Source organism: Acidobacteriota bacterium, assembly GCA_009861545.1.
Classification (GTDB): Bacteria; Acidobacteriota; Vicinamibacteria; order Vicinamibacterales; family UBA8438; genus WTFV01.
Genome location: VXME01000132.1, coordinates 24,556 through 50,115 on the forward strand (window position 1 = coordinate 24,556; position 25,560 = coordinate 50,115).

The window sequence follows — 25,560 nt, forward strand, 5'->3', positions numbered from 1 at the left end:
AAGCGAGTTGCCGGGCAGATGCATGGCGTCGTCGTTCGCGAGCCTTCGTGCGGACTTGCCCGCTCCCGGCAGGCGGCTGCCCGCCACCTGCACCCCGCCCGCATCGTTAGGATCCGGCCGCCCTCGTGCGGTCGCCCTTCGCATCTCTCGTTCTGCTCCCGTAAACCGGCAAGGAGGCGTAGCGATGACTCGTAGCCCCTTGGACATGTCCCTGACGAGCCGCGCGACCCCGCGCGCCCGCCACGACCTGACTGTCCTGTCGAGAAGCCCCCGTTCGAGCGACGCCCGCCGCATCGCGTCGGCGATCATCGGCGCGGTGCTGATCCTGCCCGTCGCCGCTGCGGCGCAGCAGTCCTCTGGCATCGCCGGCTCGGTGACCGACGACACCGGCGGCCTGCTGCCCGGCGTGACCGTCGAAGTCGCCAGCCCGGCCCTGATCGAGGGCTCCCGCACCGTCTTCACGGACGGCCAGGGCAACTACAACGCCATCAACCTGATACCGGGGGAGTACTCGGTCACCTTCACGCTGCCGGGGTTCTCCACGGTCATCCGGGAGGGCGTCGTGCTGACGGCGGGGTTCACCGCCAACATCGACGCCGAGATGGCGGTGGGCGGCATCGAGGAGACGATCACGGTCACCGGGGCGAGCCCGCTGGTCGACATCCAGAACACCGTCGCCCAGCAATCGCTGACGACCGAGCAGCTCGAGACCCTGCCGACCGGGTTGAAGGCCGTGGCGTCGTCGCTCATCTCGCTCGTCCCCGGGGTGACCGGCACCGCCGACGTCGGCGGGACGTCGGGTCTCTACCGGGCCAACGGCCAGAGCGGCGCGCTGTTCTTCCATGGCAAGAGCGACTCCGAGATGCTGTTCGACGGGATGGGCATCGCCGACCCGAACGGGGTGTCGATCATCTACATGGTGAACACGGCGTTCTCGTCGGAAACGGTCCTGGAAACGAGCGGCGGCAATGCCGAAAGCAAGGCGACGCTGGTGATGAACCTGATTCCCGAAGAGGGCGGGAACCAGTTCTCGGGCATGTTCGACGCGCGCTATTCCAATGACAGCCTGCAGGCCGACAACCTGGATCAGGGACTGATGGACCAGGGTGTGACCTTCACCAACGAGATGCTGAAGTTCTACAACGTCGACGCGACCCTCGGCGGCCCGATCGCCGAGGACCGGGTGTGGTTCTTCGCGGCGTCCCGCGCCGCCCGCAACAAGAACACCGTGCCCGGCCCGTTCTTCAACACCAGCATCGGGAGCCCGACGTTCGAATACACGCCCGACGAGAGTCGGAAGGCGTACCGCACGGAGTGGATGCGGAGCGTCGGCGGACGGATCACGTGGCAGGCCTCGGAGAGAAACAAGATCGGCGTCTTTGCCGACTTCCAGTCGTTCTTCAATCGGGGCCGGGGCGAGTTCTACTCGCCGGAAGCCTTCGTCCACCAGTACAACCTCTCGCCCGAGCAGTTGTACCAGACCACCTGGACGTCGCCGGTGTCGAGCCGGCTGCTGCTCGAGGCCGGCTTCTCGAACATGCGCGGCCGGTGGCCCTACCCGTCGCCCGGAGACGGCGAGTTCGCGTCGGCGCCGGACGCAGTCCACCTCCGGGAGCTGACCACCGGTTTTCGGTGGAACGCCCGGCAGTACTACTCCGACCACATCAAGAAACACCGCTACTCCGAGCGGGGCTCGCTCTCCTACGTCACGGGGTCGCATGCCTTCAAGGCCGGCTTCCAGTTGGAGCACGGCATCTCCGAGTTCCAGCAGGAGATCCACGGCGACGTGTGGTACCACCTCCGGAACGGGCTGCCGAGCCGGATAACCCAGCATGCGACATACGCCGACGACCCCCGCAAGGAGCACCTGACCCCCCTGGGCATCTTCGTCCAGGACCAGTGGACGCTGCCCCGCATGACGCTCAACCTCGGCGTGCGCTTCGACCGCTTCAACGGCCGCGTGCCGGCCCAGAGCTTCCGCGCCACCCGGTTCGTTCCGGCGCGCGAATACGCCGAGATCGCGGACGCCGTCCGGTTCACGGACATCAATCCGCGGATCGGCGTCGCGTACGATCTGGCCGGCAGTGGCCGGACCGCCCTGAAGTTCGCCCTCGGGCGCTACGTGGAGACGGCGTTGAGCGGTCTGGTCACGAACCTCAACCCGCTCGTGACCTCGGTGAACAGCGTGACGCGCACCTGGAACGACGACAATCTCAACTTCGTGCCGGATTGCGCTCTGACCAACTTCGGCCAGAACGGCGAGTGCGGGCCCATCAGCGACCTCAACTTCGGTCTGGACCGGCCCGGCGCGACCATCTACGACGACTCGATCACCCAGGGCTTCGGCAACCGGAACTACACCTGGGACATGTCGGCGGAAGTGGTGCACGAGCTGGCCGCCGGCGTCTCGCTGACCGCCGGCTACTATCGCAACTGGGCCGGCAACTGGCGGGCCCGGGACAACATCCTCGTGGGTCCGGAGGACTTCGATCCCTACTGCGTCACCGCGCCGATGCATCCGCAACTGCCGGGCGGCGGGGGCTACGAGATCTGCGGTCTCTACGACGTGAAGCCCGAGAAGTTCGGGCAGAACCAGACGGTGGCGACCGAGGCGGGGCAGTTCATCTCGGGAGCCGCCGGGGTCACCTGCGGCGAGCAGCGCACGTCGTCCGGCCGCGCCCCGTTCGCCGGCAGGAACTGCGGCACGTCGGACTTCTTCGGCGTCAACATCGACACGCGGTTCCTCAACGGCGCGCAGCTCGGCGGGGGCTTCGACACCGGTCGGACGGTCATCAACACCTGCTTCACGATCGATTCGCCGCAGGCCCTGCTGAACTGCGACACCCGGATCCCGTTCAGCGCGCACCACAACTTCAAGATGTTCGGCAGCTACCCCCTGCCCTACGACATCTCGTTCAGCGGCTCGTTCCGGACCGTGGCCGGGAGACCGATCGACGCGGACTGGCGCGTGCCCAACGACCTGATCGCGCCGTCGCTCGGGCGGAACCTGGCGGCGTGCGGCACGCGGACGGAGTGCACCTCGACGGCGGCCGTGCCGCTGATCGCGCCGTATACGCAGTTCCTGGACCGGCGCAACGTGCTCGACCTGCGGTTCTCGAAGGCCGTGGACGCCGGCGGGGCCCGGGTGACGTTCAATCTCGACATCTACAACATGTTCAACGGCAACCAGGTACTGGGGGTCAACGAGCGGTTCGGTTCCCGCTGGCTCGTGCCGGCGTCGCTGCAGAACAACGAGGTGGATTCGATCCTTGCGGGCCGGTTGATTCACGTCGGCGGCTCGCTGGAATTCTAGGGAGAGAGTACGCCACCATCGTCCGCATGCGCATCAGGCTTCCGGGGGCTCGTGGCGACACCCGCGCAGGGTCTCACCACGGGCTCCTTCTTCTCCGGCGCCTGATAGCCTCCGCGGCCCGCGATGGCAAGACTCACGCTGAGTTTCGCCACCGGCTCCTGGCCGCGTTCGTGGCGGTGGCGCTGCTTCCGGGCTGCGGTGCCGAGACGCCGGACGCGGGTGCGTCCGGCGCGTCCGAGGGAAGCGAGCTTCGCACGATCGCGGGCGATGCCGGGCGTCCCCGGCCGGAGAACGGGTCCGATTGGTTCACGGACCGCGCCGAAGAGACCGGCCTCGACTTCGTGCACTTCAACGGCATGTCGGGGGAGTTCTACTTTCCCGAGATCATGCCGCCCGGCGTCGGGGTGCTGGACATCGACAACGACGGCGACCTCGACGTCTACCTCGTGCAAGGACAGTTGCTCGGCACGGGAACGGTCGACGAGGCCCTGTTCCCGCCGCCGGGATCGCTCCCGCTCACCGGCCGCCTGTACCGCAACGATCTGACGGTGCAGCCGGACGGGACCCGCACGCTGCGGTTCACCGACATTACGGAAGCAAGCGGGATAGATGCGCGCGGGTACGGGATGGGGCTGGCCACCGGCGATGTCGACAACGACGGCCGGGTCGACCTCTACCTCACGAATCTCGGCCCGAACCAGCTCTTTCGCAACAATGGCGACGGAACGTTCAGCGACGTGTCACGACAGAGTGGCCTCGACGACCCGGGATGGGGCATCTCGGCGTCGTTCGTGGACTACGACCGCGACGGATGGCTGGATCTCTACGTGGGCAACTACGTGGACTACAGCACCGAAACGGAAAGGGAATGCCCCAGCGAAACGGGCCGGCTCGGCTATTGTGTGCCACAGGTGTACCGAGCGCAGCCCGACAGGCTCTATCGGAACCGGGGCGACGGCAGCTTCGTCGACGTCACGGCCACCGCCCTGGCGACGAGCACATTCGGGCCCGCCCTCGGCGTGTCGACCGCCGACTTCAACGGCGACGCGTGGCTGGACATCTACGTCGCCAACGACGGCGAGGCGAACCAGTTGTGGATGAACCGGCGGGACGGAACGCTCGTCGACACGGGACCGCTGTCGGGCACGGCCCTGAACGGCAACGGCAACGCCGAGGGAAGCATGGGCGTGGACGCCGGCGACTTCGACAATGACGGGGACGAAGACCTGTTCATGACCCACCTGACCACCGAGACGAACACGCTCTATGTCAACGACGGCACCGGACTGTTCGAGGACCGGAGCGCGCTTTCGGGTCTCGGGCCGCCGAGCCTCCGGTTGACCGGCTTCGGGACCGCCTGGCTCGACTTCGACAACGACGGTTGGCTCGACGTCCTGACCGTCAACGGCAGAGTGAGCCGAACGGAGGAGCGCGCCAACGAACCGTTCCCGTACGATCAGCCGAAGCAACTGTTCCGCAATCTCGGCGACGGCCGGTTCGAGGAGGTCACCGGCCGGGCCGGCGCGACGTTCGCGACCTCCGAGGTGGGGCGCGGGGCCGCCTTCGGCGACGTGGACAACGACGGCGACATGGACGTGCTGGTCGGCAACGACAGCGGACGGGTCCGCCTGCTCGTCAACCAGGTGGAGCGCGCGCACCACTGGCTGGGGCTGCGGCTGGTCGGGGGCGCCGAGGCCCCGCGCGACATGTTGGGCGCCGGAGTCGAGGTCGCGACGAGCGACGGAAGGACCTTGTGGCGGCGGGCGCGCGCCGACGGCAGCTACGGGTCGGCCAACGACCCGCGCGTGCACGTGGGGCTGGGCGATGCGACGGCGGTCTCGCGCATCCGCGTGCACTGGCCCGGCGGGCGGGTGGAGGTGTGGACGGACGTTCCTCTCGATCGCTGGACGACGCTGACGGAAGGGACCGGGCGGTGAGGCGACATGGCTCTCGGCGGCACCCGGCGTTCCGCCACGGGCTGCTGGCGGGGGCGCTGGCCGCCGCGGTGGCCGGCTGCACGGCCGACCCGCGGGCGCCGGACGGGTCCGGGACAACGCCGCCCGACGTACCCGGCGCCGAGGCGTTGCGGCCCACCCCGCTGCCCGATCTCTCGGACATGACGCCCGCCGTGCGGGAGCAGATCCGCGAGCGCTACGCGGCACTGACGGCGGCCATCGAAGGCGCGGACGAGGCCGGCGCGTTGAGCGAAGCGTACGGCGCGATGGGCACCGTGCTGATGGCGGCACGCTACGTCGACGCGCCCGAGCCCTTCTACCGCAACGCGCAGGCGCTGGCGCCGGACGACAGGCGCTGGCCGTACTATCTCGGACACCTCTACACGACCCGCGGCGCCTTCGCCGAGGCCGCGTCGGCCCTCGAGCGGGCCCTCGCGCTACGGCCGGACGACGTCCCGACACTGATCTCGCTCGGCGAGGTCCACCTGGAGCAGGGCCGGCCCGCGGCGGCCGAACCGCTGTTGGCGCAGGCGCTGGCGCTACGGCCCGACTCGGTCTGGGCGCGGGTCGGCCTGGGACGGGCGGCCGTGATGCGACAGGACTACCTGCAGGCCGTGGAGCATCTGGAGGCAGCCCTGGCGGTGGATCCGGGGGCCGCCGACATCCACTATCCGCTCGCGATGGCCTATCGCGGCCTGGGCGAGCTGGAGAGGGCCGAAGGGCACCTGCGGCAGCGGGACAGCGGCCAGGTCCGCCGGCCCGACCCGTTGATGCAGGCCATGCGGGACTCTCTGCAAAGTCCGAGCGCCTACGAGCGCGAGGGGATTCAGGCGCTCGCCGGCGGAGACTGGGAAGCCGCGGCGGCGGCCTTCCGCCGGGGCATCGAGCTGGCGCCCGAGAACCCGTCGCTGCGGCACCGGCTGGGAACGGCGTTGTTCATGGCGGGCGACGAGCGCGGGGGCCGGACACAGTTCGAAGCGGCCCTGCGGGCAGCGCCGGAGTATGCCCAGGCGCACTACAGCCTCGGGCTGCTCCTGGAGGGAAACGGCCGTTTCGAGGAGGCGCTCCACCGGTTCTCGACCGCGGTGCGGCACGAGCCGAGCTACGTCGAGGCCCGCGTCCGGCTGGCTCGTCTCCTGCGGCGGATGGGGCGGCCGAACGAAGCGCTCGCCGAGTACGACCAGGTCATCGCCGCCGATGCTCGAGATCCCGAGGCCCGGTTCGGATACGCGATGACGCTCGTCCTCCTCGGACGCTACCAGGAGGCTCGGGACCGACTGGAGGCAGGGATCACGAGCCATCCCGACCAGGTGATGTTCCGCAAGGCGCTCGCCCGCCTGCTGGCCGCCGCGCCCGACGCGCGCGCCCGCGACGGGCAGCGGGCGCTGGTGCTGGTGCAGGAGCTGCTCGCGCAGGAGCGGAGCTTCGATCTGGGCGAAGCCATGGCGATGGCGCTCGCCGAGGTCGGACGCTACGCCGAAGCGGCGTCGTGGCAGCGGGAGGTCATCTCGATGGCCGCGCAGGCGGGACGCAACGACCTGGTGCAGTTGATGGGCGGAAATCTCCGGCTGTACGAGCGCGGCGAGCCGTCCCGCACTCCCTGGCGCGACGACGAGATGCCGTGAACGCGAACCATCTGCGGGACCGGACACAAGCCTGCGTTGGGGAAGTCGCTCGACGGCATAGAATGGCGTCATTGGTGCGCAATCACCCGAGGAGGCTGCCCGAACCGTGTTCCTCAAACGCATCCGCATCGACAACGTACGCGCCATCGCGGGTTTGGAGGTCGACTTCAACAGCGAGGACGGCGGCGCGCGGAAATGGACGCTGCTACTCGGCGAGAACGGTACGGGCAAGAGCACGATCCTGCGCTGCATCGCCCTTCTCCTCTGCGGGCGCGATGCTCTGCCGGAGTTGTTGGGGCGGGATCCGTCGAGCTGGATTCGCTCCGGGCGAACGAACGCCCGCATCGAAGGCACCATTGCAACCGCCCAGGGAGACGATCGCGTACACCTGGAGCTGCATCGGGACGAGACGATCTCCAAGACGATCGATCGAAACGCCGAACCGCTAGCCCCACTAGAAGATGCTCTCGCGCACACCGGGCGAAGCTATTTCCTCACCGGCTATGGGGCATCGCGTCGCCTCGGCCGTCCCGGCATACCTGGAGACGAGCAACGATCAGGCCGGGCTGCCAGGGTCCGCACCTTGTTCGACGCCGACGCAGCGCTCCGGCCGCTTGCATCGTGGGCTATGGACCTGCACTACGTCCGGGGTGAGAGCTTTCTTTCGCTGATACGATCGGCGCTTGCCGAGCTTCTTCCCGACGCTAGATTCAAGGACATCGACAAGACGCGCAAGACCCTGGTCTTCGATACGGCAGACGGACCCGTGTCGCTCGATGACCTGAGCGACGGCTACCAGAACGTGGCGGCCTGGGTAGGAGATCTGCTCTACCGGACCACCGGGACGTTCGACGACTATTCGAATCCCCTGGCAACGCGGGGACTCCTGTTGATTGATGAGATCGACCTGCACCTGCACGTCAAGTGGCAACGGCGACTGCGACGTTTCATCGACAACAAGCTGCCCAATTTCCAGATCGTGGCGACCACGCATTCTCCCATGACCGCCCAGCAGGCCGGTCGAGGTGAAGTCCATGTCCTTGCTCGCCCGACACCCGCAGCCGCACCCGAGATCCGAGGCTACGACACATCTCCCGACCGGCTCGCGCTTCATCAGCTCATCGAGCCGTTCTTCGGCATCGATACGGTCGATTCTGCCCGGATTACCGGTCTCAAGGACGAATACCGGGCTCTCAAGGGCAAGAGACGTCGCTCTGCCGATGAAAATCGACGGCTGGAAGTTCTGCGCGAACAGCTCGCCGACGCGCCGCCGGCGTGGAACGGCGGCGAGGGAACCAAGGCGCAAACCGAGGCGCTCAGGTCAATTCAAGCCCTGATCGAGAACGCCGCGGTCCGCGCCTCGGGGACTTCCGACGACAAGACACCGAAGACGAAGCCCTTACGCTCCCAGGTCGGGCGCAAGGTCGTGGTCAAGTAGCAGACCACGAACCCTCCGAAGCGGATTCCCAGACGCCGGACGCCGTGATCAAACTGACGAGAACCGCAGAGCCGCCCGCAGGGTTTGCCGGCGAACAGCGGATCGAGAAGAATCTGGCGCTCATCAGGCTGCGGCAGGACGGGAAGAAGCCCTCGAACAAGGTCTGGAAACAGGCGAAGACGCACCTGAAGGCAGAGAGCCACGGCAAGTGCGCCTACTGCGAGTCTGACACCAGCACCGTCGCCTACGGCGACGTCGAACACTTTCGTCCCCAGAGCGTCTATTGGTGGTTGGCGTACTGCTACGACAATTTCTCCTACAGTTGCCAGCTCTGCAACCAGATGTACAAGATAGCCACCTTCAGGGTTGCCAGGGAGGCCCGTCGCTGGCGAGGTCCGGCAATGCCCGCTCCAACCGAAGAGATCGCCGCGCAGGAACATGCCAGATTGATGACTCCCGATCCACGGGACCGAGCTACCGGAGGCATGCCGTTCGATGAGTTCCTACGGTCAGCAATCAAGGAGAAGCCGTTTCTGGTCGATCCCTACGTCGAAGACCCGGAAGAGCTCTACGGCTGGGAAGCGGACCCCGTCCTCAAGGAAGTTCGCGTCACCGCACGCACGAACCGGATCCGTGCAATTCGAGCCATTCGAGCGGCGGAGGACGATCTCGGCCTCAACCGGGAAGAGTTGCGCCGTCGCCGATGGCAGAATTACGAGGTGCTCAAGACGCTTGCGGACGTCATCAAGACACTCCCGCCAGATCATGCGACAGAAGCGAAGGAAGTGGCCGCGGCCGCGATCCGAGCCATGATGGCACCGGAGCGCGAGTACGCGGCCATGGCGCGCTACTTTGTCCGAGTCGAGTGGCGACTGGACGTCACCACCGCGGAGGAACAGGTGGAAACGCCCGTGCGGTAACGATGAGTCTCGGCTGGTCGGTCTACGGCTTCGACGTGGACGCCGGACGGCCGCCGAACCCATCGGGGTCGCCACAAACCGCCGCTGCACGCCGGACGAGCGCTTTTGGCTGAACGCGCAACACACCATCACACCACGGAGAGCGCGGGAGGAAGCCGATGCCACCGACTAGCACGTCTTCGACCAGAACGCGGGTGACCATCTCGGTACCGACCGACATCGCGCAGTACCTCCGATCGACCCCCAACCCAGCGCCCTGGTCTGCGAGGCGATCAGGACTTACCAGGCCCACGATCTGGCCCGTCGCCTCGAGGAGTACCGGGCAGATTGCGCGGAGGCGGAGCGGATCAACCGGGAATGGGAAAGCGCCGATACCGGTGTCTGGATGAGCTCGGCGCTCGAACGGGAGATCGTCGTGAACGTGCGGCTCGATCCTGCGGAAGGACGGGAAGATCCGCAGGGCACGACCGGCTATCGTGGAGTAGAGCGCAACGGCCCAGAACCTCGTCGCTCTACCGCGGCCGGCTGAAACCCCGCTATCATCGATCTGCACGCGAGCATTTCAGATGCCGGACAAGAACGCGACGAACGCCGGGATCGGATTCTGGGGCTTCGGCAGCGCACTGGCGATCACGATCTCGTGGTCACTGCACATGTCCGTCCTGTGGGCAACCGTCCACGGCGTCCTGTCGTGGTTCTACGTCATCTATTTCGTGGCTACCCGTTAGCGTCCCGAACCGTCCGCGCGTGACACGGTATCATCCCGCCATGGCAGGCGGGCTCGCCAGGTGAAGCGCCGGCCCAACAGGCGGCAGCGCAGCACTGGCGCGGCTCCAGGGCGCCGAGAGTGGATCGGCGGCGTTTTCGCGCCCCCGTTCTACGTTGTCGATCGCGAAGAACCCCGCCGTCCCAAGGTGGTGCTCTGGCTCGAGCTACCCGAGGGGCTCGTCGTCGGCCAAGCCGCGGTCATGCCCGAGGACCTCGACGGCGCCGTCGGCCGCGTACTGCGCACGGCGTTGACGGTCCCTCTCGTCGGTGCGCCGCGTCGGCCGGACGCCATCCGCGTAGACGACCCCGTCTCCGCCGACGAAGTACGCGCTGCGATCGACGGAACCATCCCCGTCACGGTCGCTCCCGTACCCGAGTTGGACGAGGTGTTCAATCACCTGGTCGAGTCGATGCCGCCGGGCGACGCCGACGAGAGCTACCTCGCCGACAGCCGGGTCTCGCCCGCCGCGGTCGAACGTCTGTTCACGGCCGCGCGCGGATTGTTCGCGACGGCGCCCTGGTCGATCGCCGCCGACGTGCAGGTGCTACGGATGGACGTTCCGGCGCTGGACGTCGAGGGCGCCTGCCTGTCGATCCTCGGTCAGGCGACCGGCAGGCACGGTGTCCTGATCTTCCCGTCGCTCGATGGCTTCGAGGCGTTCATGGACGCAGCCGGCGACCTCGAGGACGGTCAGATCGACCTCGGTTCCGGCTGGCTGGCGCTCATGTACGAACGGGCCGCGGATCTGCCGCCGGCGATGCGGCGCGAGGCGATGACGCACGGCTGGCCGGTGGAGAGCCCGGACGCCTATCCGGTGGTCGAGCGCCGCGACCCGGACGGCGTGCTGCGCCCGCTCGTCGAGCGCGACGTCGAGATAGCCGCCGCCTGCGCCCGATCGCTCGGCGCGTTCATCCTCAAGTACGCGGCGACGTTCTCCTCGGACACGTTCACGCCGGTGTGCGAGTCGTATTTCGACGAGGACGACCAGGAGGTACGGTTCACCGTACCCTATGAAGCGTACGCCGACGTCGACCTGTCGGACCCGGTGGACGACCTGCGTGCGGACATGGAGTTCGACGTCGCACTCGCCCCCGAACCGGCGCCGGTAGCGCCCTTCAGACCACGGGTCGCCCGCAACGCCCCCTGTCCGTGCGGCAGCGGACGCAAGTACAAGAAATGCTGCCTGCCGGACGACGAGGCCCAACATGCAGATCGACAGCGCGCCCCGGCGATACACGAGTCGGACGAACGACTGGTGGCCCGCCTCACCCGCTTCGCGATGCGGGAATTCGGCGCCGCCTGGGCATCTTTCAGGGAAGATTTCCGGAGCCTGCGCGAAGCCGTGCCGCTGGCCGCACCCTGGTCGGTCTACAACTTCGAGGTGGACGGCCGGACGGCCGTCGAGGCGTACCTCGAACGCCATGGCCACCGCTGCACGGCGGACGAGCGCGCCTGGCTGAACGCGCAACGCGCCGCCTGGCTGTCGGTGTGGGAAGTGGTTGCGGTCGATCCGGGCAAGACGGTGAAGCTACGCGATCTCCTGTCCGACGTGCAGCGCACCGTGCAGGAAAAACGCGGCTCGCGGACCCTGGTCCCCCGTGACACGATCCTCGCCCGTGTCGTGGACCACGAGGGGATCTCGCTCCTCTGCGGCATGCATCCGCGTCCTCTGTCTCCGGTCGGCGCGGCCGAGGTCGTGCGGTACACCGGACGCCGACTGCAGCGCCGGGGAACGGTCCCCATCGACCGCCTGCGGGATCCCGCTGTTGGCAGCTACCTGATTCGCCACTGGGAGGATGCCGTGGACGTGGCGGACGCGCAACGCGCCGCGCCGCCGCAGTTCTGCAACCAGGACGGTGACCCGTTGCTGCCCACGACGGATCACTTCGACGTGACGCCCGGCGCCGCCGCGGCAGTCGAGGCCCGCGTGGCCGCGCTCGACGGCGCCGAGCGGGGCGAGACCATCGAGGACCGAACGGAGTACGCGTTCCTGCGACCGCACGACCCGCCGCATCCTGACGGGGAGCAGGCCGTCATCGGCCACGTACGCGTCGAACCGACGGTGCTCCGACTCGAAACCAACTCGGTGACCAGGGCGGACGCCCTGCGCGCGCGGATCGAGACCGCGTGCGGTACCCGGATACGCCATCGCGCGCGCGAACACACCGATCCACAGGCACTGCTGAAGGACCGCGAGGAACGGCCGCCTCCCCCTGCCCCCGGCTCGCCCGAGGCCAGGGCCGTAGCGGAATTCAAGAGGCGCCACTACGCGCGCTGGCTCGACCAGCCGCTACCCGCCCTGCAAGGACGGACGCCGCGCGATGCGGCGCGAACCGCGGCCGGACGCGCCGAACTCGAACTGGTGTTCAAGCAGATGGAGCACATGGAGAACCATGCCCCCGGCGATGCGCCCTTCGATTTCTCCCCGCTTCGCCGTGAGTTGCGGCTCGACATCACGTGACGCCTCAGATTCCCAGATCGACGGACAACCGATTCGCCGCCACAGCCCGAACCCTGCCCGCCAACCGGTAGGAGTCGCCGCCGGCGTGGACGACGATCGCCTCGGAGAGATCCAGGTCGGCGAGCGCCGAGCGCATCGAGCGCGTGACCTTCGGCGCGGTCGTGCGCTTGATTTCGATCCCGATCCGCCGGCGTCCGCGGGAAATCAGCAGATCCAGCTCCGCGCCGGTATGCGCGGCCCAGAAGTGGACCTGCTCGTCCGGCAGGCTCAGCCGGTCGATGATCGTCTCCAGCACGAATCCCTCCCACGACGCGCCGGACTTGGGATGTGCATTCAGGGACCGCATGTCGCCGATGCCGAGCAGTGCATGCAGCACTCCCGTATCGCGAAGGTAGATCTTCGGGGCTCGGACCTGCCGCTTGGCGATGTTTGCGTGCCATGGTTGCAGTTGACGCACCACCAGCGCGCCGGTCAGAAGATCGAGATAGCGCCGCACCGCGCCATCCGAGACGCCGAACGACCGCGCGAACTCCGACGAGTTCCAGATCTGCCCGTGCCAGTGGGCCAGCATCGTCCAGAAACGACGCAGCGTCGGTCCCGGCACGCGCACGCCGAGCGCCGGCAGGTCGCGCTCGAGGAACGTCCGCACGAAGTTCTCGAGCCAGAGGAATGCCGCGGCGTGCGAGCGCGCGAGCCATGCTCCGGGAAAGCCGCCTCGCAGCCAGCGCCGATCTAGCCCCCCGGCCCCGATCTCGTCCAAACTCAGCCCGCCGAGGCTGCGGTAATGGATGCGCCCGGCGAGCGATTCCGACGACTGCCGGATCAGGTCGGGCGACGCGCTGCCGAGTACGAGGAAACGGGCCGGCCGCGGCCGGCGGTCCGCCAGCACGCGCAGGACCGTGAACAGATCGGGGCGGCGTTGCACCTCGTCGATCACGACCAGGCCACGCAGACCTTCCAGGACGAGAAGCGGGTCGTCGAGCAATCGGTTGAGATCCGCGGGATGCTCCAGATCGAGGTGATGCGTCGGACCCGCATGCGCCTCGGTCACCTGCCGCGCCAGCGTCGTCTTGCCGATCTGACGCGGCCCCAGGATGGCGACGACGGGGAACGCCCGGAGCCGTTGCCGGATGGTGCGCACATGGCCGACCCGTTCGATCATGGCGTGAAGCTACCATGAAATCTCGATGGTAAACATCGAGATTTCATGGCAGTGGCGCGCTGTCTCGGAGACAGCCACGCGAGCCGCTACGCCGGAAGTCGGGGTCTCGGCCACGGTCGAACGCCCATTTGCAGGCTCGACCGCTTCCGAACACCACCGGCGTCTTGATTTCGACCCTCGCCCCCGGAGTCCGCCGGTGCTATCGTCTACTGCGACCAAACGGAAAGCGAGCCATGGGAGAGATACACGCCGACGTCACACTCGAAAACCCCGGTGACCGCGCCGTCGTCGAGCGCGGACACGGCCAGGAATCCGACATCCGTCGTTCGACCATCGACGCCATCGTCGATACGGGGGCCGTCACGCTGGTTCTGCCACAGAACGTGGTGGAACGCCTGGGCCTGGGCCAACGGGGTACCGCGTTCGTCACGTACGCCGACGAGCGCCGGGAGGAACGGACGCTGGCCGGGCCGGTGACAGTTCAGATCGGCAACCGTTCCATGAGCATGGACTGTGTCGTCGGCCCGCCCCTGAGCGAACCCTTGATCGGCCAGGTCGTCCTCGAAACCCTCGATCTGATCGCCGATTGCACGAATCGGACGCTCGCTCCGCGATACCCCGACTATCCGCTGCTCAAGCTGAAGTAGGCGGCCGAATGGCGCGACAGGACCATAACCCGTACGACGTGCTGGGCCTGGAGTCGAATGCTACGCGCGTTGAGATAAGAGCTGCATACCTGCGTCTCGCAAAGAAACATCATCCGGACAAGAACCCGGGAGACAAGACATCCGAGTGGATATTCAAGGAGATTCGTTGGGCATATGAGACGCTCTGGGCCTCAAGCGATACCGGGACGACACGCGACGGCGAATCACGACGTGAACGTGCCGCACAAACCCGCGCTCGACGTGAACGCGAAGCCCGGGCAGAGGAACGTGAGCGTCGAGTACGAACGGAGTACGGCCGTCAGCAGGATCGAGATGAACAGCAGGCGCATGAACGGGATGAGCCTGAACGTCGAAAGCGTGAGGAGTGGCAAGAGCACAACCGTCGTCAGAAACATAGCGAGTCGACCGTATCGGAGCTTCCTCTGCCCCAAGCGTTGGCCTACGTCCTTGGGTTTCCGTCAGCAGTCGTCGGTTTCGGCATTCTCGGAGGAGTCGATAGCACACCGGACACGCATCTTGGCGTATGGCTATTGTTTGCCGGGATGGCGGCAGCGGGGGTGAGGTCCGCATCCAAAGACTGGTTATTCTGGACTGGCGTGATCATCCTCGTGGCAACTGTGGTGTTCCTTCTCCCAGCAAGTTAGGCCAGTAGTCTGGAGTACGAGTGGGGAATCCGGATCCGCAACGCGCGCTAGTCGACTGTTGCTTTTACTCTCGCGTGCCCGACGTCAATGAGCTCCAGTGCTTGACAAGAACGCTCGACGGTGGGGCAGTCTACGGCGGTCCAGTCACTCCAAACGCTGCCCAAGGCGACGGATGGCGTCGAGGCCGTCCTGGTATGTCGGAGTCTCGTTCTCCGTGCCGTAGCACATAGCGTGGACGAAGCGCTCGTAATCTGCCGCGTGTCGCTGCTCGGTCAGTACATTGAGCGCAGTAGCGAGACGTTCGACGGGGGTCAGCGTGTCGAGGTGCGGACCCGGGCCGCCTCGCGTGGCGTCGGCTTCCAGCAATCGACGTAGCAACGCGGGGAACGCCTGGTGCGCCGTTGCGAGAGGTTCAAGTGCCGCCAGATCGTGCACATGTCGAATCAGCGTGCGATCGTTGCGGGTACGCTGATCCAATACGCGCCAGGTAAGGGCGCTGATCTTGTCGGCCGCGGTCTCTGCCGGCGCAACACAGTTGATCTGTGGGACCTCGGGCTGTTCCTGTCGCGCCTCGGCGACGAAGCTCCGCAGCGAACGTTCCTCCGGTGCAAGGGCCGGACGGGCAAGCGTTACCTCGAGCTGCAGCCTCGGACGCAAGGCAGGTGCCACAGTGAAGCGCGTGGGATAGGCGACCTGACATCGGAAGAAGTGGTGGTCATTCCCGACCTCCACGTCGTCATCTTCAAGCGTCCAGTCGTCATCGGCGCGGATCGCCTCGAGAATCGCTCTCCGGTAGTTCCGGCGAGCGGGCCGTGTGATCCCGACGTCTGGAAGAAGAACTTTGAAGTCGAGGTCCTCGGAGAAACGCTGGATGAGGTCGTAGCCCTTGGAAAGGCTGGTGCCGCCGGAGAAGACAAGCATGAGATTGTCCTGCCTGACATTGGTAATCGTCGCAACCAGCCGGATCGCGTACCAGTCCTTCTCCACCAAGGACGGATCGACACCGAGATCCGTGGCAATCGCCTCGATCAGCTCAGGCTCCGGTGGCACGCTCGAAGACGGCGTACTTGCCGCCGTAGCCGATCTTGCGCGAGAAGCGCCCCTTGACGGCAATCACACGCCCGGTCGGCACCTGGGTCGTGGTTCCCGCGTTGTAGGCGCGAGCGAAACTCGATGGCGCAGCTTCGACGTTGAGACGTGACAGAACCTCGACCGCAAGCGCGGGGAGCGGCTTCGCAGGAACGGTCTTGCCGGAGAGCGGCGACAGAACCGCCCGGGCGTAAACGCCGTAGCCGATCCGGATGATCTGCCCCTTGGCGGTCAGCTTCCGCAGGCCCCGGCCGATCTGATCGTACCCACCGAGATCCTTGAAATCGTCGCGCAGGAAGACGCTCGCTTTCTTGCGCGCGATCCGCTCCGCCATACGGCGCTCCAGCGGTTTCCTGGCCGTGCTCATGGTCGTCGGTCCCCTGCGAAAATACAACACTCAGCCCATACAAAAATACGACACTTCAGGACGGCCGGTCAACGGCGGAAACCCCTCGATTCCGCGATTCCGACAGGGACGTGCGCCCCGTTCCGACCGACCGTTCGTGATGGCCGAAAGAACGCTACCCCTACACGTCCTCCTTCAGCGTCACCGCGTCGAGGAACGGCATCATCGCCCGCAGCTCCTCCCCCACCTTCTCGATCCGGTGCGCCTGCTCCTGCCGCCGCTGCGCCATGAACCAGGGCCGCCCCGCCTTGTCCTCGTCGATCCATTTGCGGGCGTAGGTGCCGTCCTGGATCTCCTGCAGGACCTGCTGCATCGCCGCGCGGGTCTCGTCGGTGACGATGCGCGGGCCACCGGTGTAGTCGCCGTGCTCGGCGGTGTCGCTGACCGAGTAGCGCATGTAGTTGAGGCCTCCGCGGTAGAACAGGTCGACGATCAGCTTCAACTCGTGCATGCACTCGAAGTAGGCGACCTCCGGCTGGTAGCCCGCCTTGACCAGCGTCTCGAAACCGGCCTTGACCAGCGCGCTGACGCCGCCGCAGAGCACGGTCTGCTCGCCGAACAGATCGGTCTCGGTCTCCTCGGCGAACGTGGTCTCGATGACACCGGCGCGGGTCAGGCCGAGCGCCTTGGCGTAGGAAAGGGCGTGCTCCTTCGCATGGCCGGTAGCGTCCTGCTCGACCGCGATGAGGGCCGGCGTGCCGCCGCCTTCGAGGAAGACCTCGCGGACCCGATGACCAGGGGCCTTCGGCGCGATCAGGGTGACGTCGACGTCGGCCGGCGGCTGGATGGTCTTGAAGCGGATGTTGAACCCGTGGGCGAACATCAGCATCTTGCCGGCGCCGAGGTGCGGCGCGATCTGCGCGGCGTAGATCCCGGCCTGCGTCGTGTCGGGAGTCAGGATCATGACGACGTCGGCCCAGGCCGCGGCATCGCCGCCGGCCACGACCGTCAGGCCCTCGGCCTCCGCCTTCGCCTTCGAGCGGCTGCCGGCATGCAGGGCCACCCGCACCTCGACGCCGCTGTCCTTCAGGTTCAGCGCATGGGCGTGCCCCTGCGAACCGTAGCCGAAGATCGCGACCTTCCGGCCCTGGATGTGCGAGAGGTCCGCGGAGTCGTCGTAGTAGATCGTTGCCATCTGCTCAAATCCTCGCGATGTTGCTGGTGAATCGGCGGGTGCCGGCCCGGCGTCGTCGGCGCCGTCTCCGCGGCACGGATGCCGAGCCGGCGTCATCGGCCCGGCGCGCCCTCGCCGCGCAGACTCTCGGCTGACGATCAGCCGCCGCCCGCCCGGGACCGGGGTCCCCTGTCGGGAAACCGGTGCATGCGAGTCGAACGCGAAACGCGACAGTCTACACCGAGTACGACACGTTCGGGTCGTCCGCGTCGGCTGCGTCGGCCGCCGTGGTCGGAGAGAACGGTTCCTGCCGCTCCTCCGGATCGATCATCACGCTGCGGGCGCCGCGCGTCATGCCGACGCGGCCCGTCCGGACCAGCTCGATGATGCCGTAGGGGCGGAGCACTTCGAGCAGGCCGTCGATCTTGTCCTCGGTGCCGGTCGTCTCGATGACCACCGAGTCGGGCGCCACGTCGACCACCCGCGCCCGGAAGACGTCGACGAGCTGCATGACGTGGGTCCGCGTGTCGGCGTTCGCCCCGACCTTGATCATCGCCAGCTCGCGGAAAATCGTGGGGCCGGTGGTGATGTCGTGAACCCGCAGCACGTTGACCAGCTTGTAGAGATTGGCCTCCAGCCGCCGGGCGCCGATGGCGTCGGTACGGACCACGATGGTCATGCGCGAGGCGCCCGGGATCTCGGCGTGGCCGACGGTCAGCGACTCGATGTTGAAGGCGCGCCGGCGAAACAGCGACGCGACCCGGTTGAGCACGCCCGGCTTGTCCTCCACGTAGACCACGAAGGTGTGCCGCTTGCTACTCGTCATCGGCGGTCTCCACGATCGGCGCCGGGCTCGGGCGCCGGATCATGTTGTGCAGGTCGGCGCCGGCCGGCACCATCGGGTAGACCGTGTCCTCCTGCTCCACCTGGAAATCGATGACCACGGTCCGCTCGTCGGCCCGCGCCCGCTCCACCGTCGGCTCGACCTCACCGCGGGTCTTCACCGTCGCGCCGCCGAGGCCGAAGCACTCGGCCAGCTTCGCGAAGTCGGGGCTCAGCAGCGGCGTCGCCGCGTAGCGCCGCTCGTAGAAGAACTCCTGCCACTGGCGGACCATGCCCAGATAGCCGTTGTTGATGATCGCGACGTTGATCTTGATCTTCTCCTGCGCGATCGTCGCCAGCTCGGCCATCGTCATCTGGAACCCGCCGTCGCCGGCCACCACCCACACCTCGGCGTCGGGCCGCGCCAGCTTCGCGCCGACGGCGGCCGGCAGGGCGAAGCCCATCGTCCCGAGGCCGCCCGACGTGATCAGTGTTCGCGGGTCCCGGTGGTGGTAGTACTGCGCCTCCCACATCTGGTGCTGGCCTACGTCGGTGACGACGATGGCCCGCCCGCCGGTCATGCGCCAGATGTCGTTGATGACGTGCGCCGCGTAGAGGTGCCCGCTGTCGGGCAGGTTCTGGATGTCGCGCACCGCGACGTCGCCCTTCATGTCGTTGATCGTGGCGAGCCACGAGGCGCGGTCGCCCGCCTCGACGAGCGGGGCCAGGTCGTCCAGAACGGCCGACAGGTCGCCGGCGAGGGCCACGTCCACCTTGACGTTCTTGTTGAACTCGGCCGGATCGATGTCGATGTGGATCTTGCGCGCGTTCGGGGCGTAGGTCCGCACGTTGCCGGTGACCCGGTCGTCGAAGCGCATGCCGAGGGCCAGCAGCAGGTCCGCCTCCTGGATGGCGGCGTTGACCCACGCCTCGCCGTGCATCCCCATCATGCCCATGTTCAGCGGGTGCTCGGCCGGCACCCCGCCGATGCCGAGCAAGGTCATGGCGATCGGGATGTCGGCGCGCTCGGCCAGCTCGCGGACCTGGTTCATCGCACCCGAGAGCAGCACGCCGTGGCCGGCGAAGATGATCGGCCGCTTGGCGCTGTTCAGCAGCTCGGCGGCGCGCCGGTACTCCGCTTCCGAGGCGCGCAGGTCGGGCCGGTAGCCGGGCAGCTTGACGTCCCGCGGATGCCAGTCGCCCTCGGTCGATCCCTGCTGCGCGTCCTTGGTGATGTCGACGAGCACCGGCCCCGGCCGGCCGGAGCGGGCGACGTACATCGCCTCGTGGATCACCGGCGCGATCTCGTCGACGTGCGACACCAGGTAGTTGTGCTTGGTGATCGGCAGGGTGACGCCGGTGACGTCGGTCTCCTGGAACGCGTCCGACCCGATCAGCTTGCTGCCCACCTGACCTGTGATGCACAGCAGCGGCGACGAATCGAGCATCGCCGTCGCGATGCCGGTCACCATGTTCGTGGCGCCGGGCCCGGAGGTGGCGACCGCCACGCCCACTTCCCCGCTCGCGCGCGCGTAGCCGTCGGCCATGTGCGTGGCGCCCTGCTCGTGGCGCACCAGCACGTGGCGGATCGGGTACTCCAGCATCGCATCGTAGGCGGGCAGAATAGCCCCCCCCGGATAGCCGAAGACGGTGCTGACGCCCTCGCGCACCAGCGCTTCCCAGATGATCTGCGCGCCCGTTCTCATCGAAGCCATCGCCTGTTCCTGCTTCCTGTTCCCGATCCCTCGTCTCCAAGCGCGGGCTGCGCTCGCTTCCGCCGCCGCACGCGTCACCGACGGCCGCCCTCAGCTCGTCACCGCACCCGTCGCAGCCGACGAAACCAGCCGCGCGTACTTGGCCATCACGCCACTCTCGAAGCGCGGCTCCGGCGCCCGCCACACGGCCAGACGCGCCTGCAGCTCTTCGTCGCCCACCTCGAGCTGCAACCTCCGGTTGCGCTCGTCGAACAGAATCGTGTCGCCGTCACGCACCACGGCTATCGGGCCTCCGCGCGCCGCCTCCGGAGCCACGTGCCCGGCCATCATGCCGCGGGTGGCGCCCGAGAACCGGCCGTCGGTCAGCAGGGCCACCGACTCGCCCAGCCCCGCGCCGACGATGGCGGCGGTCACCCCCAGCATCTCCCGCATGCCCGGCCCGCCGCTCGGCCCCTCGTAGCGAATCACCACGACGTCGCCGGGTCGAATCCGCCCCTGCTCGACCGCCTCGAAGGCGTCTTCCTCGCAGTCGAACACCCGAGCCGGTCCGCGATGCGTCGCCGGGTCGTGGCCCGCCACCTTCACCACGCACCCGTCCGGGGCCAGGTTCCCCTTGAGGATGACGAGGCCGCCTGTCGGTGTTATCGGCGCGGATACGGGCCGCACCACCTCCTGGCCCGCCGTTTCCGCCGCCGCATCCGCGACCTCGCCGATGGTCTGCCCCGTCACCGTGACGCAGTCGCGGTTGAGCAGGCCGGCCTCGCTCAGCCGCCTGGCCACCAGACCGATTCCGCCGGCCCGGTAGAGGTCGGTGGCGACGAAACGTCCGCCCGGCTTCAGGTCCGCCAGCAGCGGCGTGCGCTCGCTGACGCGGTCGAAGTCCTCGATCTTCAGGTCGACGCCCGCCTCGTGGGCTATCGCCAGCAGGTGCAGGACCGCGTTGGTCGAGCCGCCGGTGGACGCAACCGCGGCGATGGCGTTGTCGAGCGCCTCCCGCGTGACGATCCGCCGCGGCCGGAGATCCTCCTTCACCAGGTCCATCACGAGCGCGCCGGCGCGGCGGGACACGTCGCCCTTCTCCGCCTCCATGGCCGGCACCCCGTTCGCGCTCATCGGCGACACGCCGAGCAGCTCGCAGACCGTCGACATCGTGTTGGCGGTGAACTGCCCGCCGCAGGCCCCGGGCCCCGGACAGGCGACGTCCTCGAGCGCGCAGAGCTGCTCGTCGGTCATCTTGCCCGCCGCGTGAGTGCCGACCGCCTCGAACACGTCCTGGATCGTGACATCGCGTCCCTCCCACCGTCCCGGCGCGATCGAGCCGCCGTAGAGCACCAGACCGGGAATGTCGAGCCGCACCAGCGCCATCACCCCGCCGGGAATCGTCTTGTCGCAGCCGACCAGGATCACGATGCCGTCGAACAGGTTGCCGCGCGCGACCAGCTCGATGGAATCGGCCACCACCTCGCGGCTGACGAGCGAGGCCTTCATCCCCTCGCTGCCCATCGTGATGCCGTCGGAGATCGACACCGTGTTGAACTCCATCGGCGTCCCGCCGGCGGCCCGGATGCCCGCCTTCACCTCCTCGGCGAGATCGCGCAGGTGGTAGTTGCACGGCCCGATCTCGATCCAGGTGTTGGCGACCCCGATGATCGGCCGGGCCAGGTCGGCGTCGGTGAAACCGACCGCCTTCAGCATGGCGCGGGCCGGCGCCCGGCTCGGTCCTTCGGTAATCGCGGCGCTCTTGCGTGTGCTCATAGCAAAAAGGCCATCACCCGGTGTCGGATGATGGCCCCTCGTGGTCTCTCTGTTGATGGTGTCGGGAACATCATCCGTTAGCGGCCGGCGCAATCGCGCCGGCCACGATAACGATGACGATGGCGATGTCGAGGAACTCCCGTGTCGTGTGCATGGGTCGAAGGGCCGCCCCGGCGGCTGCACCATTCTACCGCGCCTCCAGGCCTGGCAGTCAAGTTTATGATCTTTACACTTTCATAATCCACACGCATCACCACCGCCGCCGGATCGAAGCGCTGCGCCGGGTGCGTTCGCGACGCTGGCGGACTCGGGAGTCCGCGCCGCGGATATAGTGGTGCCTGCGCTATCATCAGTCAGGCACCGAGCGCCCCGGCAGGCGCACCGAAGGAGGTAGAGAAGCATGCAAGAGCGAGCAGTACCCCACGGGGCAGAAACCGGCCTGCGCCTGCTCGCGGTGGCGGCCGTAGCCACGATGGTCGGCTGTTCCCCACCGCCCCCGAACCCGACCGCAAGCGTCAGCGACGTGCAGGTGGAGATCGCGACGAATCCGGAGACGGGCAACCCGATGGGTCGCCGGATCACCGGATCGCTCCAGCTTGCGGATCCGGGCACGCCGGCTGCCAGCGATCCGTTCCCGCGGATCCAGGCGTTGGTCTGGCGTGGCGAGACCGCCTCACGACGCACCTGCGAGCACACGTTCCCCGACGGAATCGCAACGGGCGAGACGCACGAGTTCGAGATCATCTGCAGCGCGCCCGGCAACGATCTGTCGTTCGTGGTCCGATCGGGGGGCGATCGAGACAGGACGTACCCGTGCGACGGTTGTGAACGAAGACCGATACTCTGACCTGAGCCGAACCGTCGCTCAAGTGTTTCCCGCTCGAATGATCCGCGCTTGGGGCGGTGGCGCGACCAGCTTCAGAAGCTGATCACGAGCGCGGTCCGAAGGATCGCGTCGAGGCCGGCCTTGCGGATCCGACCCGTGCCGAGGTCGAGCACGGCGCCGCCCGCCGCGGCCGTCTCGAACACTTCGTCGCCGCTGCCCGGCGTGCCGTCGGGGTCGTTCAGCATGACGTGCGCACGGATGGCGGCATCCTCCAGAGCCGGCCGATGCTCATACAGATGCTGGAGGCTGATCCGCAACGACAAGTGATCGTTCATGGCGACGCCGGCCGCGTTGGTGACGTTCAGGGAGTAGTCGGAGGCCGACAGAAGATTCACGTTCAGCGCCAGGTCGCTGTCCAACTCCAGTGCGGCGCCGAGCCGGTGATGATAGTCGCTGTCCAGACGGAAGCCTCCGAACCGGTCGTCCTTCGCGGCGTCCGGTTCGAGTTCCTCCCGCGCGGTGTAGCTGATCCCGTAGCCGGTGGAGAACGACAGGTCGTCCGTGTCGGCCCAGACGTTGCCGACGCCGCCGAAGGCGATGTAGCGGTTGCGAATGCCGGCGTCGTTGTTGCGATCCCAACTCGTGCCCGTATTCCAGAAGAACCGGTCGCTGATGTTCACCTCCAGACGTCCCTCGACGAAGTACTGCTCGACGTCCGGCGGGCCGTCCGCCCGGGCGACAGCCGTCTCGAACTCGTCCGGGAGCTCGCCGGGCACGAAGCGCAGCCCCGGCTCGACGACGAGAATCCGGTCGCCGCCCGTCCGCGCGCGAATGCCGTCCACGCGCAACCGGGCCCGCGCCGCGGTCCAGTTGCGGCGCAGGGTGTTCTTGAATCCGAACGTCTGGGTATCGGCGTTCCCACCGGCCCGGACGACACTCAGCTCCGTTGCGTTCGACCAGCCGGCGTCTTCCTCGGCCGTGTCGGGTTCCTGTGCGCCGCCGCCGGCCACCATCGTCGCCAGCCAGGCCAGCAGCAGCGGTACCGTCCGCCAATCCGTTCGCATTCGGGTCTTCCTCCACGGGGTTGCTGAAGCTGCGGAAACTGGACGCTGGCGACGGGCCAGCTCCAAGCGTCGGTGATCGTAGACCGAACGGCCGAAGGACCGGTCTGCCGACCGCACCAGACTGAAACTCGAACCGTTCCTGTCCCCTCCGGGCGCGTGCTGAGGGCTGCGAAGCGCCCTCGCAAGCTCGCGTAGAGTGGCTGCAGGCCCACGGCGGACCCGCACGGATGCCGGCTTCATCCGGCGCGCCACCAGCGGCACAGAGCGTAGAATCCGGCATGAGCGGCCACGAGTGCTACCACTGCAAGCAGTGGGTCGAAGAAGGCGAGGAGCACGACTGCTGGACGACGACCGAAGCGGCGTTGACCGCCGACCTCTCCGAGGAACTGCAGGAGGCCTGGGAACGGCTGCGCGAGACCGCAACCGAGTTCGGCGCCCAACGGATCTACGCGTCGCACAAGTCGATCATGTTCGCGAGGAGGTCCTGCTACTTCTTCGTCCGACCGAAGCGGACGTTCCTCGAGGTGTGCGTCTTCCTCTGCCGCGTCGTCGAGGCCCCGCAGGTGCGCCGTGTGGACCGGGTGTCGAAATCCAAGCTGCGGCACACGATTCCCATCCGCCACCGGGACGAGGTGGAGCCGCCCATTACCGACTGGCTGGCAGAGGCTTACGAGCTCTCCGGCGCGTAGCCGGAATTCGTCGCCAGCAGCTCCGACGCCGCCGTGCGGCGCGGCCACCCGGCGCTGGAGCGAAGCATGTCGGGCTCGGTCGCCGCCGCGGACGCGCCGGCCGCGACGTCCTCCAGCGCCCGGACCCCGATGGTCTCGGTCCATGATGCGGGGTACGACGTCAGCACGGCCCCGAAACGGCGAGCGGGACTTGCCCACGAAGTGATTGCATGCAATCATCAGGAGAATGATCGCGCAGGAAGTTCTATGGCAAGCATCACGATTCGCAACCTGTCAGCAGAATCGAAGGCGCGGCTGCGGCGATGCGCCGAACAGCGCGGTTGGAGCCTCGAAGCCCTAGTGCGCTCGATCCTCGACCAAGCCGCCGAGGAAGCTTCGTCCGCGGGCAGGTTCCCGCACGACCTCATCGCTCTGGTCGACCCCGGCGAGGACATCGAGCCATTCATCCGAGAGCACAGACAGCAGCAGGAGCCGGCAGAACTCGCGTGATCCTGGTCGACACCAACGTCCTGTCGGAACTGACAAAGTCGACGCCGGAGCCACGCGTGATCGCGTGGCTGGAAGTCAACGAGCCGGCACTCGGGCTGCCGACCATCGCCCTGGCAGAACTACGGTACGGGATCGCACGCCTGCCCGACGGCCGCCGACAATCAAGCCTGCTGCACTTCTGGCAAGCGACCTGCATGCAGTTCCGCGGCAGGGTCTTCTCATTCGACGAACGCGCCGCCGAGCGGTACGGGGACGTGGCCGCAGCCGCGGAACGCGCCGGCCGACGGCTCAACATCCAGGACGGGCAGATCGCAGCGATCGCACTGGTCCACGGAATGCGCGTCGCGACGCGCAACGTCGGCGACTTCGAGCCGACAGGGGTCGCGATCGTGAATCCGTGGGACTAGAGCGGTGCTCAACGACCGCGACTCAGGGACGGGAACGCCCGGCGGGACTGCTGTACGCTTGAGGCTGATGCAAGGTGCTACGCGGGGCAGCCCGGCGCGCCGGTCGCGCACCGTTCAAGGTGTATCGAATCCGGGATGCTATCGCGACAGGACGGCGGACGTGGCGGACGCTCCTGATCTGCACGGCCGCACGGATCCGGAGAAGACGACGATCTCTACGCCCGCCGCA

At 67.5% G+C, this 25,560-nt stretch carries 20 protein-coding genes; 11 read left to right on the top strand and 9 right to left on the bottom strand.

All coding sequences use genetic code 11. The annotated features are described in order from the left end of the window. Window positions 1-7 precede the first annotated feature (7 nt). The 6 genes from F4X11_20630 (at window position 8) to F4X11_20655 (ending at window position 12,481) form a co-directional block, all read left to right on the top strand. The gene (locus tag F4X11_20630; protein MYN67400.1) at window positions 8-3,313 is read left to right on the top strand and encodes a TonB-dependent receptor; all 3,306 of its coding nucleotides are present in this window, start codon (window positions 8-10) and stop codon (window positions 3,311-3,313) included. Between the two features lie 26 nt (window positions 3,314-3,339). After that, window positions 3,340-5,250: a CRTAC1 family protein gene (locus tag F4X11_20635; protein ID MYN67401.1), complete on the top strand. Its 1,911-nt coding sequence runs from the start codon at window positions 3,340-3,342 to the stop codon at window positions 5,248-5,250. Further along, window positions 5,247-6,893, top strand: coding sequence for a tetratricopeptide repeat protein (locus F4X11_20640; protein ID MYN67402.1), 1,647 nt, complete (start codon window positions 5,247-5,249; stop codon window positions 6,891-6,893). Before F4X11_20635 ends, F4X11_20640 begins: the two co-directional genes overlap by 4 nt. Window positions 6,894-6,963: 70 nt before the next feature. Beyond that, the gene (locus F4X11_20645; GenBank protein ID MYN67403.1) at window positions 6,964-8,331 is read left to right on the top strand and encodes an AAA family ATPase; all 1,368 of its coding nucleotides are present in this window, start codon (window positions 6,964-6,966) and stop codon (window positions 8,329-8,331) included. A 44-nt stretch (window positions 8,332-8,375) separates the two neighbouring features. Then, window positions 8,376-9,251 carry a hypothetical protein gene (locus tag F4X11_20650; protein ID MYN67404.1) on the top strand — a complete coding sequence of 292 codons (876 nt, stop codon included), beginning with the start codon at window positions 8,376-8,378 and terminating at the stop codon, window positions 9,249-9,251. A gap of 914 nt (window positions 9,252-10,165) precedes the next feature. Continuing rightward, window positions 10,166-12,481 carry a DUF2384 domain-containing protein gene (locus F4X11_20655; protein MYN67405.1) on the top strand — a complete coding sequence of 772 codons (2,316 nt, stop codon included), beginning with the start codon at window positions 10,166-10,168 and terminating at the stop codon, window positions 12,479-12,481. A 4-nt stretch (window positions 12,482-12,485) separates the two neighbouring features. Here the strand turns inward: F4X11_20655 and F4X11_20660 are convergent, their stop codons facing one another. Next, window positions 12,486-13,643, bottom strand: coding sequence for an ATP-binding protein (locus tag F4X11_20660; GenBank protein MYN67406.1), 1,158 nt, complete (start codon window positions 13,641-13,643; stop codon window positions 12,486-12,488). A gap of 233 nt (window positions 13,644-13,876) precedes the next feature. Between F4X11_20660 and F4X11_20665 the strand changes: the two genes are divergently transcribed. Both F4X11_20665 and F4X11_20670 read left to right on the top strand, forming a co-directional pair. Next, window positions 13,877-14,290 (top strand): clan AA aspartic protease, encoded by a 414-nt coding sequence (locus F4X11_20665; GenBank protein ID MYN67407.1) that lies wholly within the window; start codon window positions 13,877-13,879, stop codon window positions 14,288-14,290. An 8-nt stretch (window positions 14,291-14,298) separates the two neighbouring features. Next, window positions 14,299-14,955 carry a J domain-containing protein gene (locus F4X11_20670; protein ID MYN67408.1) on the top strand — a complete coding sequence of 219 codons (657 nt, stop codon included), beginning with the start codon at window positions 14,299-14,301 and terminating at the stop codon, window positions 14,953-14,955. 144 nt (window positions 14,956-15,099) lie between these two features. Here F4X11_20670 and F4X11_20675 read toward each other — a convergent pair whose 3' ends face one another. From F4X11_20675 to ilvD, 6 genes are all read right to left on the bottom strand, one after another. Then, on the bottom strand, window positions 15,100-16,005 hold the full coding sequence (locus F4X11_20675; GenBank protein MYN67409.1) for a nucleotidyl transferase AbiEii/AbiGii toxin family protein: 906 nt from the start codon (window positions 16,003-16,005) through the stop codon (window positions 15,100-15,102). Continuing rightward, entirely contained in the window at window positions 15,989-16,411 is a 423-nt protein-coding gene (locus tag F4X11_20680; protein ID MYN67410.1) for a hypothetical protein, read from the bottom strand. Before F4X11_20680 ends, F4X11_20675 begins: the two co-directional genes overlap by 17 nt. 160 nt (window positions 16,412-16,571) lie before the next feature. After that, the gene (gene ilvC / locus F4X11_20685) at window positions 16,572-17,585 is read right to left on the bottom strand and encodes a ketol-acid reductoisomerase (GenBank protein ID MYN67411.1); all 1,014 of its coding nucleotides are present in this window, start codon (window positions 17,583-17,585) and stop codon (window positions 16,572-16,574) included. 214 nt (window positions 17,586-17,799) lie between these two features. Beyond that, on the bottom strand, window positions 17,800-18,390 hold the full coding sequence (gene ilvN, locus F4X11_20690) for an acetolactate synthase small subunit (protein MYN67412.1): 591 nt from the start codon (window positions 18,388-18,390) through the stop codon (window positions 17,800-17,802). Beyond that, window positions 18,380-20,101 carry a biosynthetic-type acetolactate synthase large subunit gene (gene ilvB / locus F4X11_20695; GenBank protein MYN67413.1) on the bottom strand — a complete coding sequence of 574 codons (1,722 nt, stop codon included), beginning with the start codon at window positions 20,099-20,101 and terminating at the stop codon, window positions 18,380-18,382. The genes ilvN and ilvB overlap by 11 nt, the downstream gene beginning before the upstream one ends. 90 nt (window positions 20,102-20,191) lie before the next feature. Continuing rightward, window positions 20,192-21,856 carry a dihydroxy-acid dehydratase gene (gene ilvD / locus F4X11_20700; GenBank protein MYN67414.1) on the bottom strand — a complete coding sequence of 555 codons (1,665 nt, stop codon included), beginning with the start codon at window positions 21,854-21,856 and terminating at the stop codon, window positions 20,192-20,194. 400 nt (window positions 21,857-22,256) lie between these two features. On the opposite strand from ilvD, the gene F4X11_20705 reads away from it, so the two are divergent. Further along, complete coding sequence (locus F4X11_20705; protein ID MYN67415.1) at window positions 22,257-22,703, top strand: hypothetical protein; 447 nt, start codon at window positions 22,257-22,259, stop codon at window positions 22,701-22,703. Window positions 22,704-22,774: 71 nt separating this feature from the next. Here the strand turns inward: F4X11_20705 and F4X11_20710 are convergent, their stop codons facing one another. Continuing rightward, window positions 22,775-23,986: a DUF481 domain-containing protein gene (locus tag F4X11_20710; protein ID MYN67416.1), complete on the bottom strand. Its 1,212-nt coding sequence runs from the start codon at window positions 23,984-23,986 to the stop codon at window positions 22,775-22,777. 38 nt (window positions 23,987-24,024) lie between these two features. Between F4X11_20710 and F4X11_20715 the strand changes: the two genes are divergently transcribed. Next, window positions 24,025-24,435 carry a hypothetical protein gene (locus F4X11_20715; protein ID MYN67417.1) on the top strand — a complete coding sequence of 137 codons (411 nt, stop codon included), beginning with the start codon at window positions 24,025-24,027 and terminating at the stop codon, window positions 24,433-24,435. Here F4X11_20715 and F4X11_20720 read toward each other — a convergent pair. After that, window positions 24,414-24,602, bottom strand: coding sequence for a hypothetical protein (locus F4X11_20720; GenBank protein MYN67418.1), 189 nt, complete (start codon window positions 24,600-24,602; stop codon window positions 24,414-24,416). The genes F4X11_20715 and F4X11_20720 overlap by 22 nt on opposite strands. A 135-nt stretch (window positions 24,603-24,737) precedes the next feature. Here F4X11_20720 and F4X11_20725 point away from each other — a divergent pair, with 135 nt between their 5' ends. Further along, entirely contained in the window at window positions 24,738-25,331 is a 594-nt protein-coding gene (locus F4X11_20725; protein MYN67419.1) for a type II toxin-antitoxin system VapC family toxin, read from the top strand. The last annotated feature ends 229 nt before the right edge of the window (window positions 25,332-25,560 follow it).